Annotated in this window: 15 protein-coding genes; 8 read left to right on the plus strand and 7 right to left on the minus strand. The window is 47.0% G+C overall.

Annotation, left to right across the window (positions count from 1 at the left end; all coding sequences use genetic code 11):
* Nucleotides 1-15: 15 nt before the first annotated feature.
* From QT996_RS11195 to QT996_RS11210, 4 genes are read left to right on the plus strand one after another with little or no spacing between them, the layout of a single operon-like run.
* Entirely contained in the window at nucleotides 16-345 is a 330-nt protein-coding gene (locus QT996_RS11195) for a type II toxin-antitoxin system RelE/ParE family toxin (protein WP_333046584.1), read from the plus strand.
* Nucleotides 346-349: 4 nt separating this feature from the next.
* Complete coding sequence (locus tag QT996_RS11200) at nucleotides 350-709, plus strand: transcriptional regulator (RefSeq protein ID WP_333046585.1); 360 nt, start codon at nucleotides 350-352, stop codon at nucleotides 707-709.
* A gap of 12 nt (nucleotides 710-721) precedes the next feature.
* Entirely contained in the window at nucleotides 722-1,183 is a 462-nt protein-coding gene (locus QT996_RS11205) for an SRPBCC family protein (RefSeq protein ID WP_333046587.1), read from the plus strand.
* The gene (locus QT996_RS11210) at nucleotides 1,167-1,355 is read left to right on the plus strand and encodes a CPXCG motif-containing cysteine-rich protein (RefSeq protein WP_006635525.1); all 189 of its coding nucleotides are present in this window, start codon (nucleotides 1,167-1,169) and stop codon (nucleotides 1,353-1,355) included. The genes QT996_RS11205 and QT996_RS11210 overlap by 17 nt, the downstream gene beginning before the upstream one ends.
* A gap of 103 nt (nucleotides 1,356-1,458) precedes the next feature.
* On the opposite strand, the gene QT996_RS11215 is transcribed toward QT996_RS11210, so the two are convergent.
* From QT996_RS11215 to QT996_RS11225, 3 genes are all read right to left on the minus strand, one after another.
* Nucleotides 1,459-2,202: a gamma-glutamyl-gamma-aminobutyrate hydrolase family protein gene (locus QT996_RS11215; RefSeq protein WP_333046588.1), complete on the minus strand. Its 744-nt coding sequence runs from the start codon at nucleotides 2,200-2,202 to the stop codon at nucleotides 1,459-1,461.
* Nucleotides 2,203-2,396: 194 nt separating this feature from the next.
* On the minus strand, nucleotides 2,397-3,059 hold the full coding sequence (locus QT996_RS11220) for a DUF2834 domain-containing protein (protein ID WP_333046589.1): 663 nt from the start codon (nucleotides 3,057-3,059) through the stop codon (nucleotides 2,397-2,399).
* Nucleotides 3,060-3,185: 126 nt separating this feature from the next.
* Nucleotides 3,186-4,433: an FAD-dependent oxidoreductase gene (locus QT996_RS11225; protein WP_333046590.1), complete on the minus strand. Its 1,248-nt coding sequence runs from the start codon at nucleotides 4,431-4,433 to the stop codon at nucleotides 3,186-3,188.
* An 8-nt stretch (nucleotides 4,434-4,441) separates the two neighbouring features.
* Between QT996_RS11225 and QT996_RS11230 the strand changes: the two genes are divergently transcribed.
* The 3 genes from QT996_RS11230 (at nucleotide 4,442) to QT996_RS11240 (ending at nucleotide 7,382) form a co-directional block, all read left to right on the plus strand.
* Nucleotides 4,442-4,672, plus strand: coding sequence for a hypothetical protein (locus QT996_RS11230; protein WP_333046591.1), 231 nt, complete (start codon nucleotides 4,442-4,444; stop codon nucleotides 4,670-4,672).
* Entirely contained in the window at nucleotides 4,663-6,054 is a 1,392-nt protein-coding gene (locus QT996_RS11235) for a glycoside hydrolase family 10 protein (protein WP_333046593.1), read from the plus strand. The genes QT996_RS11230 and QT996_RS11235 overlap by 10 nt, the downstream gene beginning before the upstream one ends.
* Nucleotides 6,055-6,401: 347 nt before the next feature.
* The gene (locus QT996_RS11240; RefSeq protein WP_333046594.1) at nucleotides 6,402-7,382 is read left to right on the plus strand and encodes an aldo/keto reductase; all 981 of its coding nucleotides are present in this window, start codon (nucleotides 6,402-6,404) and stop codon (nucleotides 7,380-7,382) included.
* Between the two features lie 43 nt (nucleotides 7,383-7,425).
* On the opposite strand, the gene QT996_RS11245 is transcribed toward QT996_RS11240, so the two are convergent.
* The 4 genes from QT996_RS11245 to QT996_RS11260 all read right to left on the minus strand — a co-directional run bounded on the left by QT996_RS11245 (nucleotide 7,426) and on the right by QT996_RS11260 (nucleotide 12,143).
* The gene (locus QT996_RS11245) at nucleotides 7,426-8,637 is read right to left on the minus strand and encodes a M20 family metallopeptidase (RefSeq protein WP_333046595.1); all 1,212 of its coding nucleotides are present in this window, start codon (nucleotides 8,635-8,637) and stop codon (nucleotides 7,426-7,428) included.
* 201 nt (nucleotides 8,638-8,838) lie between these two features.
* Nucleotides 8,839-9,546 (minus strand): dethiobiotin synthase, encoded by a 708-nt coding sequence (bioD, locus tag QT996_RS11250; RefSeq protein ID WP_333046596.1) that lies wholly within the window; start codon nucleotides 9,544-9,546, stop codon nucleotides 8,839-8,841.
* Between the two features lie 66 nt (nucleotides 9,547-9,612).
* Nucleotides 9,613-11,310, minus strand: a complete 1,698-nt coding sequence (locus tag QT996_RS11255) for a serine/threonine-protein kinase (RefSeq protein ID WP_333046598.1) — start codon at nucleotides 11,308-11,310, stop codon at nucleotides 9,613-9,615.
* A gap of 374 nt (nucleotides 11,311-11,684) precedes the next feature.
* Nucleotides 11,685-12,143 carry a GatB/YqeY domain-containing protein gene (locus tag QT996_RS11260; protein ID WP_333046600.1) on the minus strand — a complete coding sequence of 153 codons (459 nt, stop codon included), beginning with the start codon at nucleotides 12,141-12,143 and terminating at the stop codon, nucleotides 11,685-11,687.
* 608 nt (nucleotides 12,144-12,751) lie between these two features.
* Here QT996_RS11260 and QT996_RS11265 point away from each other — a divergent pair.
* Nucleotides 12,752-13,744 carry a ribose-phosphate pyrophosphokinase gene (locus QT996_RS11265; protein WP_333046601.1) on the plus strand — a complete coding sequence of 331 codons (993 nt, stop codon included), beginning with the start codon at nucleotides 12,752-12,754 and terminating at the stop codon, nucleotides 13,742-13,744.
* Nucleotides 13,745-14,077: the final 333 nt, after the last annotated feature.

The following is a 14,077-nucleotide window of genomic DNA, read 5'->3' on the forward strand; positions in this document are numbered from 1 at the left end:
TACTATAATACAATTATGGCAGAAGTCCAACCGAGGGAAATTCAGCGTTATGTTACCTCAGACGGTCAAGTGCCGTTTGATAACTGGTATGATTCGCTCCGAGATAGCAAAATTTCAACAATTATTGATAAAAGACTTAACCGAGTTATTTTGGGGAATTTGGGAGATTGTCAATCAGTTGGAAATGGAGTTTTTGAATTAAGGATAGACTATGGTCCTGGTTTCCGAATCTATTTTGGGCAAGTAGGAACAAAAATTATACTTCTTCTGTGCGGAGGAGATAAAAGCACTCAAGACCGAGACATTCGCCAAGCCATAGAATACTGGACAGATTATAGGAGTTAAAAAAATGCCTAAAAGTTTACCATATCATGACTTTTTGATGGCACGGCTAAAAAGCCCCAGTTATGCGGCAGTCTATCTCGAAACTCATTTTGAATTAGATGAAGGCGAAGAACCTGACGAAGCATTACTCAGACTTGCTCTCAGCAATGTAGCTGAAGCTCTAGGTCAACCAACAATGACTCCTGAAGAATATGAATTGCACTTAAAAAAACTGGAGGAATTGCTGTCGCAGCAAGGAAGTGATGCGGTTTACAATCTGGGAACTTGGCTAAATGCTTTGGGATTGAAACTAACAGTTGCTGTTTGTACTGATACAGAGGATAATACTGCAAATGCTGAAACGCGATCGCACTTAACTGTCTAGCCCAACGATACAATGCCCAATTTTAAATATTCGTCGCTGATTAATGCCACCGTTGAAGCAGTCTGGAACTTTCACGAAAGGCGGGATATTCTGCAACTTTTGACTCCGCCTTGGCAACCGGTGAAAATCATTCGCCGCGAAGGGGGACTCGATGTGGGTGCTGTATCAGAATTTCGTCTGTTATTGGGGCCGATTCCTGTAAAATGGGTGGCGACTCACACTGAGTGCGAAAAATATCGGTTGTTTGTTGATGAACAAACTGAGGGGCCGATGGCACGTTGGGTTCACCGACACGAGTTTACCTCAGAAAATGGCAAGACTAGATTGACAGATGCGATCGCATTTTCGATACCGGGCGGCCCGATTGTCGATTTGTTGTTAGGTTGGTGGGTGGAAATGCGGTTAACAGATATGTTTCGCTACCGCCACGAAGTCACAAAAAGAGAGTGCGAGAAAGATGCAAACAACGGCTGAATATTACTGTGCTTTCTGCGGCGAACCGAGTACAACTTTTGTTGATATCAGCGGTGGTATGGAGCAATCTTATATCGAAGATTGTCAGGTTTGCTGTCGCCCGAATGTTCTGTATGTCAGAATAGATGAAGATACCCTGGATATTGAAATAGATACTGACTATCAAGAGTAGGTGGTTGAAACCGCTACTATACAAACGAAGTCTGCCTTCGCAGGCTAAGAGAGTAAGGGGATATTTAAGCCCGATTTAGCATGAGATACTAAATGTGCAAAATTCACGCCGACAATTTTAAAGCTGATTGGGTAGAATTCATAAATCTTGAAGCTGCTGCTTCCACAAAAGCCTGAAAAATTCGAGAGTTGAACGAACAGTTTGGCGACATTTCGGGATGCCATTGAATTGCTATCATCCAAGGGTGATAGCAGTGTTCCATTGCTTCTACCAAAGTATCAGGTGCGTTGGCTACAATTCGCCAATCGGATGTTACTTTCCGCACTGCTTGATGATGCCAGGAAACAACTGTTGTTGAAGTTTTTCCCATAATTTTTGCTAGCCGACTGTTTGGCTCAATTTCAATGGTATGCTCGATCGCACGCGGGGGAATTCCCGATCCGTGATTAACCTCGTCTCCGTAAGCATCCGGTACGTGAATCACCAAACTGCCACCGCTGGCTACGTTGAGGATTTGCATTCCCCGGCAAATCCCCAACACAGGTATGTCAGCCTTCAAAGCTAGCTTTGCTAAGTTTAATTCAAAATTGTCGCGTTCTGCATTAACCGAGTAAACTGTGCGATCGACATAACCGCCATAAAGTTCTGGGTTAATATCTCCGCCCCCGGAAAAAATTAAACCATCTACTGCATCCAAAATACTAGCCGGATCTAATTGATTGGGCGGCAGTAAAATTGGAATGCCACCAGCCGCCTGAACTGCATCAATATAAGTTCCATTTAAGCGATATTCGCCTGCTGGACAGCGGTTGGATGTTGTGATGCCAACAATCGGAAATTTTTTCATTTGCTAGAGACTGGGAGATAATTATTTACATTAATACTCAGATTTGGCACTATTTGTAATCAGTGTTTCATGGGCGGGCTAGGAGCCCACCCACAATAAAACTTACTTATTGTGGAACAGGTATCTTGCCTGTTTCTTGTCTGATTACTTGTGATTGATTCCTAGATTAAAGTGAGAATTGCCTGCACTGCTGTCTAATTTGTAACAGTTTCCGTATTAGTTTCCGGCAGCGGTTTGCGCCTACACAGATAAGCCAACGGCCCGAACAGCGGTAATAATGTTACAGCCCAAAATGCTGTAGAGTTCTGCATTCCTCGGCGCGCCCTATCGTCTGCCAATAAGGCAGGAAATAGTAGGCAAAGCATACAAAAATCTAAACTCATTACGTGTATAAAACGGCTGGTTTGCCACTGTCCAATAAAATCAGACCAATCGCCTTGTGTCAAGCCAAAGGCAACTAAACCAACAGCAGCTAATGTTAAGAAAGTTCCAGTAAAACGGGAGTCTAATATCTTTAAAAAGATATTTTTATGACCGGGAAATTCTGGATTCGGTTCGCGCAGGGCTAAATAAGGCAGCAAGGCAACGGCGCCGACGCCAAAGGATAAAGTGGCAAATAGCCATGCAGGTATTTTCTGCCCCCTGCCGTCAGCAAATAAGACGCAACTGTAGATGAGTGGCCAGACTCCCATGAGGTTGAATAACGCTACAATTAAAGGGTTGATGTCTGCTATTTTGCCTGTGGAAATATTGGTAATTAGTGTGATGGTTTTTTCTGGGCTGTCGGGTGGTGCAAATACAAAGGCGTAGGTGATAAATGCAATCCAAAGCAGCCAAAATCCAATTTTTCTGAACATAGTTAGTTTTTCTTATTTCTGATATTAGTATAGCAAGCTTAAAGGGTTTTGGAATAAGACTTTTTTTATTTATCGCAGAGTACGCAGAGATCACAGAGGAAGAGAAGATGAGATGGGAATGTCTTGCTATTTGGTATTGCGGGTTTTGGGCAGATTGCTAAATTTTTGCATAAATTGGCGATCGATCCAATCTTTCCAGTACCACAGCAGCGCCGATTCCCACATGAAAGATCCGCGAGATGCGATCGCCCTTTTATTCCCAGTACCAATTAACCCTAAGTATTGTTCTTGCGGTGCAAAGGGTTTCAGCGGTTTTTTCAATAAAAACTGCTGCAAGTTTTCAAACAGCGGTTTGCCCTGACGCACAGCAAACACGCCTGCTTTCGGACGCGGATAATTAACCATCGCAGCGATATCGCCAGCCGCAAATACGTTGGGGTGAGAGACTGATTGCAGGCAATCGTTGACTTGCATAAAGCCGTTTGAGTCCGCTGCTAAACCGGATTCTCTGATCCAATTGGCTGCCGATGCTTGTGTTACCCAAAAAATGCGATCGCACTCTAATTCTAAACCTGATTTACAGGAAATTTGGTAATCGGTAGGGAATTGAGGATTGGGTTCTCTCTCAATCTTTTTTACTGCACAGACTTTTTCCTGCAAATGCACTTTAACGCCACGATTAATCAGAATTTCTTTAAGGCGGCGGCGCACGCGCTGATTGTGTCCCTGCATCAATTCAGCCCCGCTGTGAAACAAATGAATTTCTGAGGATAAATATTCTAAATTTTCTTCCTTCTTCCCTCTTCCCTCTTCCTTCTTCCCTCTTCCTTCTTCCCTCTTCCCTCTTCCTTCTTCCTTCCCCAATCGAGATTGCATATTTAATGCTAATTCTACGCCGCCTGCACCGCCGCCTACAATCGCGGTACGCAGCGGTTTTTGGGGATGGTTTGCTCTTTCGGAAATTAACTGATTCCAGCTAGCTAAAAACTCCGGTACGGGTTTAGCTGCAATTGCATATTCAGCAGCACCCAGTACAGATAAAGTCTCAGGAGTGGTGCCGATATCCACAGAAAGCACATCAAAATTAATCGGAGGGTGAGTTTGACAAATAACTAAATTTTTGTTAAGGTCGATCGCGATCGCCCGATCGACCAATATTTGACACCCGGCAAATTCAGCGAGCGATCGCAAATCGATGTGACATTCATCATAATCGTAAAATCCGGCAACGTGCCCCGGCAGCATCCCCGAATAAGGCGCGTGCAGTACGTCGGTAATCAGAGTCAAACGCACTCCTGCCAGCGGTTTGAGGCCGAACATTTTTAATACAATAGCATGACTGTGACCGCCACCAATTAACACTAAATGTTTCACAATTACAGATGTTCGATCGAAATGTTCCAGCACCGATATTGTACAGCACTCGAACTCCTTGGGCCGCACTATCCGGTAAGGAAAGCTTGCAGTGCGTAATTAATGATTTCCCAGCAGTTAGACAGAATGCTCTCACTTACCCTCTGTCTCTGAGATTATACTTAGCTCATTTGCGATCGCATAACATCAATCCACCCATTGCACTTAACCGATTTCACATTCAACGCGAATGGCTGTAGACTGTAGAGCGAGCAAATTTTATCACCAAATTATGCCGGGGTGTGTTTCAATAGCTAACTCACCATTCAAAACTATGACATTACGCATCATTCCGCGCAGTTGGCAGCGATCGATTAAAACTCTTTTCCCGCTTCTGTTTGCCCTATCATTGATTATAGTATTGCTGGCGAACAACTTCATTCCGGCGATCGCCCAGCAACCCCGCCAGGAAATTCGCGGCGTTTGGATGACGACAAACGACAAAGACATCCTCAGAGATCGTCGCAAACTAGGAGATGCTGTCAGCCAATTAAAGCGGTTAAATTTCAACACTATTTATCCTGTAGCCTGGAATTCGGGCTATGCCATGTATCCCAGCTATGTAGCGCAGCAAAGAGACATTCAACCCTTTGTTTACAGAGGGTTAGACGGACAAGATATGCTCGCAGATTTAATCGATAAAGCTCACCGCCAAGGCCTGCTAGTAATTCCTTGGTTTGAGTTTGGTTTCATGGCTCCTCCCACATCAGAATTAGCCACACTTCATCCCGAGTGGCTGACACAAAAACAGGACGGCAGCCAAACATCAAACGACGCCGGCGGCGAAGTAGTTTGGCTCAATCCCTTTCATCCAGAAGTGCAGCAATTCATTACCGAACTTGTACTAGAAATCACCACTCAATATAACGCGGACGGCATTCAATTTGACGACCACATGAGTTTGCCGTCGGAATTTGGCTACGATGACTACACAGTTGCTTTGTATACCAAAGAAACAAAAAAAGCTCCGCCCAAAGATTTTCAAAACCCAGCATGGGTGCAGTGGCGAGCCAATAAAATCACTGCTTTTATGTCGCAGCTAAATCAAGCCGTCAAAGCAGCCAAACCCAATGCAATTTTCTCGATTTCTCCCAATTACTACGAGTTTGCTTACAAACATCACCTCCAAGATTGGCTGGCTTGGGTGCGTTTGGATATTGCCGACGAGCTAATCGTACAAGTCTACCATCCCAATCTAGAATCATTTGTGGACAAGATTAACCGTCCAGAAATGCAAGAAGCACAGCAAAAAATTCCCACCGGAGTGGGGATTATGACAGGTTTGAGAAATAATCCAGTACCGATTCATCAAATTAAATCTCAGGTGCAAGCAGTCCAAGGATACGGCTTAGGCGTCGCTTTCTTCTACTACGAAAGCTTGTGGGAAAATGCGCCAGAACCCATCGCCCATCGACTTGCTCAATTTAGCGATTTCTTCCCGTCTTCTGCATTCCGAACAGCTCTACAAATACCCAGACGCGCGGCGACTTTCCCTCCGCCTGCGCCACCCAAACCAGAGCCGAAAGCTAAGCCAGATCAACCTACCAAAAACAGCGCACCTTCGCCCTCGCCCACCACGTAAAAGAATTAAAGAGTCATCAGTCATTGGTAATTTTGTAGGGTGTGCCATTAGTCCGACAGTCCAACAGGGGTTTAAACCCCTGTCTCATAGCTGAAGTCGTCTAAAGACGACTCTAGCAATTCTATCAAAGCTGTTTTTGTATAAAGTTAGCGCAGAATATATGTGTAACTCTAATTTTCCAAATTGAGATTACTATTTGAGTCGGTTTTAACCGACTTATGCTATTAGACAGGGACTTGAGTCCCTGGCGGCCCGTGGCAGAATGAAACAGCTCTGCTGGGGGCTAGGGGATACCGAGTTATGTTCCTATAAAATATCCATATTACCAACAACTACCATCAATAAAAATGCCAACTCACCAAAAAATTTTACTGCCAAAAATGGGCTGCGGCACTTGGGCTTGGGGTAACAGATTCCTCTGGCGCTACAATGAAAGTATGGACGAGGAATTGCAAGCCGTTTTCAATCTTTGTGTTAGTAACGGCGTCACTTTATTCGATACCGGCGACTCTTACGGAACGGGCAAATTAAATGGACGCAGCGAGCAGCTTTTGGGGCAATTTTCTCAACAATATCAAGGGGTCAATAAAGACGGTATTTATATTGCGACAAAACTGGCTGCTTATCCTTGGAGACTGACGCGACAATCAATGATATCGGCTTGCAACGCCTCTGCGGCGCGCCTCGGAAAAAATGTAGATTTGGTGCAAATGCACTGGTCTACAGCCAATTACGCTCCTTGGCAAGAAAGCGCTCTTTTAGACGGTTTGGCTGATCTTTATGAGCAAGGATTGGTTAAGGGAGTGGGCTTGTCTAATTACGGGCCGAAACGGCTGAAATGGGTGCATCGAAAATTTAGCGATCGCCAAATTCCTATTGTTACTTTACAAGTGCAATATTCGCTACTTTCTACCTATCCGGTGACAGAACTCGGGTTGAAAGATGTTTGCGATGAATTGGGGATAAAATTGATTGCTTACAGTCCTCTAGCCTTGGGTTTGCTGACGGGTAAATACTCGGAAAATGGCTCTATTCCTAAAGGTATTCGAGGTTTGGCGTGCAAGCAGCTACTTCCGGGAATGCGATCGCTTTTGGAATGTTTGCGAGAAATAGCGGCATTCAGAAACAAGACTGTTTCGCAGGTAGCAATCAACTGGTGCATCTGCAAAGAAACTATTCCGATTCCTGGGGCGAAATCTGTGGCCCAGGCGAGAGATAATATTGGTGCTTTGGGGTGGGAGTTGGACTCGGGCGAGATTGCAGAATTGGATAAGGCGGCGGCGAGTGTAGATAAGAAAATGGTGCAGAATATCTTTCAAACTCGATAATTAAATAGCGGTAAGGTGCGCGGCGCGCACCCTACATATAAAGCTAACCGCAAAAATTTTCCACGCAGCGCACAAACATTTCTACACCCATCCCCAGCGCAGTTTCATCAAAATCAAAGCGCGGGTGATGGTGCGGGTAAGCCAAGTTTTTCTCGGGATTTGCTGAACCTAAAAAGAAATAGCAACCGGGGACTTCTTGCAAAAAGAACGACATATCCTCGCCGCCCATTGTTTGACATTCGGGAACGATTCCCGCAGGAGTTTCTACAACGGATTCTGCAACGCCGCGCACTAATTCAGCTATTCTCGAATCATTAATAACTGGCGGATAAAGCGCACAATAATCTAATTGGTAATTTGCCCCGTGACTCTGACAAATTCCGGCAATTACTTGCTCGATTCGCTTTGCAAAATAACCTTGATATGCTGGATTGAAATACCGCACAGTGCCACCGATTTGAGCAGTATCGGCAATGACGTTGTGGGTGTGGCCTGCGTGGAATTGGCCGACAGTTACTACCGCTGAGTCGATCGGGTCAATGTTACGCGCGACAATTGCCTGCAAAGCGCTGACAATTTGGGCTGTAACTACGATCGAGTCCACAGTCTGATGTGGCATTGCGCCGTGTCCACCTTTGCCAAAAATCGTGCAGTCAAAAACTTCGACAGCAGCCATCAGCGCGCCGCTGCGGACGCCTACAGTGCCTAAAGGTAGATTGTTCCACAAATGCAAGCCGACGATCGCATCAACATCAGGATTCTTTAAAACACCCGCTTCAATCATCGGTTTTGCGCCTCCTGGCCCTTCTTCGGCGGGCTGAAAGATAAATTTTACTTTACCCGAAAAGCTGTGTTTGTGCTTTGCCAGATAACAAACAGTACCGAGGGCGATCGCAGTGTGACCGTCGTGGCCGCAAGCGTGCATAATTCCATCATGCTGCGATCGATAATCCACCTCATTTTCTTCTTGAATAGGCAAAGCATCCATATCCGCCCGAATTGCCAAAACCCGCCCCGGTTTGCCGCTGTCTATAGTTGCAACAATACCAGTTTTAGCAATATTAGTTTCATGATCTATGCCCCATTCCTGCAACTTTTGCGAGATAAACTGCGACGTTAAATTTTCATCAAAACTCAACTCCGGCTTTTGGTGCAAAAGGCGACGCCATTCGACTAGCTGAGGCTGCAAATTTCTAATCTCCAGCCGCAACTGAGATAAATCGACAGAGGTTAAATTCGGTAAAGTAGAAACCATGTTTTATTCTCCTTATAGCAATTCTGAATAATTTGTGAAACTCTCTCTTCTCTTTCTCTGCGCTCTCTGCGGTCTCTGCGGTTCAAATAAAATCTTCTTCAATCCTATCTGAGTTGTGCAGGAGATTTTTTTATGAACCGCAGAAGGCGCAGAGTACGCAGAGGAAGAGAAGAATGAGAAAGAGAGGTGTTGAGAATAGGGTTATTTAGAAGTTTGAGGAACTAAATTAACCCCTGGCAGTAACCGCTCTAAATCTAAATCTGAAGCAACTTTAGCTAATTTAGCAAGGTCAGTCGGGTCATCTAAATGCGGCAAAATACCCAACACAGGTATTTGAGTCAGCGACTGGATCAAATCAACGGGCGCTAAATCGGCCATTTCTTGTTCGGAACAAGCTTGAACGCAATTAAGCACAATTCCTCTGAGCTTAAAACCAGTGTGTCTGGCGAGAGCAACATTCGCCACAGCTTGCCCGATCGCCCCCAACCTCACAGGTACTACCAAAACCCCTCTCAGCCGCCAATCCCTGGCAATATCGGCCACCGTCAGTTCCCGCGTTACAGGCGATCCCAATCCTCCCAAAGATTCCACCAATACAAAATCCTTGCGCTCCGAGAGGCTTTGCCAAGCCGTCCAGACCTTTTCGAGTTCGATACGTCTCCCCTCCCGTTCGGCGGCAATCGGCGGTGCTAGAGGTGCATCAAAGTGCACCGGATTGAGTTCTTCGGGGGATTGGTCGAGGGAAAACAAACGGGTGTAGAGTTCGCGATCGCCCGTTCCCGTTTGCAACAGCTTCATAATTCCCAAACTGCGATCGGGAAAATACATTTGCCAATAAGCAGCCAGAGCGGTGGTCAAAACAGTTTTGCCCGCGTCGGTATCAGTTCCAGCAATTAGCAGCGAGTTCATTGGCAAATAGCTAACAAGTAATTGGCCTCAACCTCAGTCTAGGGGAATTTTGCCAGAAGTTTAGAGTTAAGGCGACGGCGCGGGACTTGGTGCAGGTTCCGGCGACGGTGCGGGAGTTGGGGCAGGTTCCGGCGAAGGTGCGGGAGTTGGGGCAGGTTCCGGCGAAGGTGCGGGAGTTGGGGCAGGTTCCGGCGACGGTGCGGGAGTTGGGGCAGGTTCCGGCGAAGGCGCTGGTGTTGGTGCAGGAGTCGGTTTGGGTGCGGGAGTGGGTGCGGGAGTCGGTTTGGGGGCTGGAGTCGGTTTAGGAGTCGGTTTGGGCGCGGGAGTCGGCGCTGGCGTCGGTTTGGGTGTCGGAGTTGGCGCTGGCGTCGGTTTGGATATCGGAGTTGGCGCTGGGCTCGGTTCCGGCAAAGGTTCTGGGCTCGGTTCTGGCAAAGGTTCTGGGCTTGGTTCTGGTAAAGGTTCTGGGCTCGGTTCTGGTAAAGGTTCTGCGGTTGGGGTTGGTAAAGGTTGCGGGGTTGGGGTTGGTAAAGGTTGCGGGGTTGGGGTAGGCAAAGGTTGTGGGGTAGAGGTTGGCAAAGGTAGCGGGTTTGGTATCGGAGTTAGTGTCGGCGTCGGACTTGTCAGTGCTGGCGCTGTCGGAGTGGGTTTGGGCCGCGAATTGTTGAGAAATGAGCCGACTAAGGCCCAGGAACCGAAGCCCGTCAAGATTACTAAGCCCCCCAGCAGTCCGATCGCAGCGATGGGATTGTCCCAAAAAGAGCCGCCAACAGGCTCACTTAAAGGGTCTGGCTGGTTTTGCGGATGGGAACTCTGGGCGGCTGGCTCTGGCGGTCTGCCCACGGCCACCGTTGCTATTAGCGAAGGGTTTGTCGGCACCACTGCTGGCGGCGCGGGCGGTACAGTTGGCTGGCTAGGCTTAGGATTAGTTTGGGCGTCGAGTGCTTGGGCGACTTCGCTGACAGATTGATATCGATCGCCTGGAGACCTGCTCAACATCCGATTCAGCACCAAAGCCAAACCCGTGCTCACCTGCACTTGCTGCTGCCAATTCCACTGCAGCGTGGTTTGATCGAGCAATTCCTGCGGTTCTTTGCCTGTCAGCAGGACGATCGCCGTTACAGCTAAAGCGTAGAGGTCGCTGCTGGCTGTTGCCCGCCCGCTTTGCAACTGTTCCATCGGCGCGTAGCCGATTTTACCGACAGTTGTCGCGTGGGCTGTTCCTTCGGGAGACTGGACTTTGGTGGCGAGTTCTTTTACCACTCCAAAGTCAATCAGCACCGGCATTTGGTCGTTTTCCCGCCGAATTATGTTTTCTGGGGAGATGTCGCGGTGGATGATGCCGCGGGCGTGGATGTGAGCCAGTACCGGCAGCATTTGCCGGATAAATACCAAGACTTCGGCTTCGGTGAAGGTGCGACCCTTTGAAGTTCGATCGAGCAACAGTTCGCGGTAAGTCATCCCTTCCACGTAATCCTGCACTAAAAACAAACGCTGGTTCTCTTCAAATATTGCCCGAAACTGGGGAATTTGTGGGTGCCCAATTTGGTAAAGTATTGCCGCCTCTCTTTGAAACAATTCCTTCGATTTTTCCAAAACGTAAGGCCCGCTTTGCACCGGAATCAATTCCTTCAGGGCGCAGCGTTCTTGAAACCGTCCCAAATCTTCTACTAAATAAGTCCGGCCAAATCCTCCTTGACCTAAAATATTCACCAAGCGGTAGCGGTTTTGTAGGAGAGTTCCAATAGCAATAGGTGGCTGCATAAGTTTAAGTAGAAACTGTTAAAAAATAGACGATCGCTCACAGACTTAGTAATGCTAGGTCTTTAATGCTCTTGAGCATACTTCACTATCTGTAGTCTCCAGTCCCGACCAAAGTTAGTATTTTACATTTTTTTGACATTCTTGGACGCCATGATGGTCAAAAACCGGGTTTTGTCACGAAAATACACAGGTTGTAACCCGCAGATCCGCTCAAAAACCCGGTTTCTTTAGTGTTGATGAGTCCTGGACTGTTTGAGCAACTTTGAGCAACAGCCCGGATTCCTGTTGGGTTCAAAGTTCAATATTCTGGTGGCGCGAATAGCCCGTCCCTGAAATGCCGATCGCCAATGCTGCAAGATTGGAGTTTGAGCTAACTAGCTGTTAAGCTTTGCTTTCACGATGTCTTGAATTCTGTTACCGTCTGCTTTGCCCTTAAGCTGCTGCATTGCCTTGCCCATCACCTTGCCCATATCTTTTGCAGAAGTAGCGCCAACCGAGGCAATCACTTCGTCAACGACTTGACTCACCTCTTCGTCTGACATCTGGGGTGGCAAATACTCTTCAACAATTGCTAACTCCGCCTCCTCTTGTGCCACTAAATCTTCGCGGCCACCTTTGCGGTATTGTTCGATCGAATCCCGGCGCTGTTTAGCTATTTGCATCAAAATTTCCATTTCTTGAGCTTCTGTCAGCGTCTCTTGGCCGGAAGGACGGAGGCTAACTTCTTTTTCGAGAATAAATTTCTTGATGCCCCGAACTGTTTCCAAGCGAACTTTGTCCTTGGACTTCATGGCTGCTTTGATTTCTGCGTCAATGCGTTCTCTTAAGCTCATCGATTTCTACCTTGCTTTGCCCGATATCAAAAATCTGAAGTATGCTTCCGATTCTTAACTTTTTTTACAGTATTTTTCAAGTTTATTGCCTGTTGGTGGCTTTTTTATCCCATTGAACCCGGATGCCTTCGGCTTTCGACTGAATTTGGGGTGGCTGCACTTCCAGCCTCGGCCCCAAATTGACTCACGGCAAAACTTTTAGACGCAGGGACACAAGTGCGATCGTACTTCTGCCTGTACAGAGATCGCTAGAGCCCACATTCCGCACCCTGGGGTGTCACCCAGCATAATTACGCAGAAGACTCTATCTTTAGAGTAATAAATTATGCCTTTTAAAAGTTTTTTTTCCGTTAATATACGGTATTCAAGTATAATTCATAGTTTTATTGCTGGATAAAAATAAGTAAAAACCGATTGTGACCGTTAATGATGCCGAATGTGGGCTAGAAACGCGGTTTCTCGGACATATTTTTGCAAGTCCTATTCAATTCGCCTAACTTCACACTTGTGGCCGCCCCGAAAGTTAAATCTATCAAAAAATTAGCTGAATATTTCTAGTTTCAGATGGTAAGATAGCGATGGAATAAACGTCCTGCAAGAGGCCTGCTGTGATCCGTTCTGCTACTTTACCGCTTCCGCTTCCCGAGCCGCCGGTTTCCGCTCATGACCGTCTGCGGCTGTTCTCCGGTTCTGCTAATGTTCCCCTCGCCCAAGAGGTGGCTCGCTATCTGGGGATAGATTTGGGGCCGATGGTTCGCAAGCGGTTTGCTGATGGGGAACTCTACGTTCAAATTCAAGAATCGATTCGGGGTTGCGATGTTTACTTGATTCAGCCAACTTGCTGTCCGGTAAACGATCGCCTCATGGAATTGTTAATTATGATCGATGCTTGTCGCCGCGCTTCGGCCAGACAAATTACTGCTGTCATTCCCTATTACGGATATGCTAGGGCTGACCGCAAAACGGCCGGAAGAGAGTCGATTACTGCAAAATTAGTGGCTAATTTGATTACGGAAGCTGGGGCCGGTCGCGTTTTGGCGATGGATTTGCACTCAGCTCAGATACAAGGTTATTTTGACATTCCTTTCGATCACGTTTACGGTTCGCCAGTGCTTTTGGATTATCTGGCGAGCAAGCAATTGACGGATATTGTTGTGGTTTCGCCGGATGTTGGCGGAGTCGCTAGGGCGAGAGCTTTTGCCAAAAAGCTGGGCGATGCTCCCCTGGCAATTATTGACAAGCGCCGCCAAGCTCACAACGTCGCCGAAGTGATGAACCTCATCGGTGATGTCCGGGGCAAAACAGCCGTATTGGTGGACGACATGATCGATACTGCCGGCACGATTTCTGAGGGCGCCCGATTGTTGCGCCGCGAGGGTGCGAGGCAGGTTTATGCTTGTGCTACTCATGCGGTGTTTTCGCCTCCGGCGATCGAGCGTTTGTCTAGCGGTGTGTTGGAAGAGGTAATTGTTACGAATACAATTCCTGTGCCTGAAGAGAACCGTTTTAAGCAGTTGACGGTGCTTTCGGTAGCGAATTTGCTCGGAGAAACTATTTGGCGGATTCACGAAGATAGTTCTGTTAGCAGTATGTTCCGCTAGACACGAAAGGCGCTTTTTCAATGTTTTTTTTAGGGTGCGTTACACTTGGTTAACGCACCATTTTTTTTGTGAATAGTGCGATCGTTTCCCGCAAGTAATAAGCCCAGGCCCATCCAAATTTTATTGTCAACTCCCATCAAATTCTGGTGGAGTGGGCCTCCCGCCCGCCCGGAAAATACAATTTAGATGCCCAACAGCTTATCAAGTTTCTCGGTAAAATAACGGTTATAACTTTGTAGTCAGGACTAAAGTCCTCATAAAAATTGGCTCGGACTTTAGTTCTCACTACGAACCAATGTGATGATCGGCGATCGATCGCACTTGGTACCACCG

Origin of the sequence: Microcoleus sp. S13C4, from assembly GCF_036700865.1 — a bacterium.
GTDB lineage: Bacteria > Cyanobacteriota > Cyanobacteriia > Cyanobacteriales > Microcoleaceae > Microcoleus.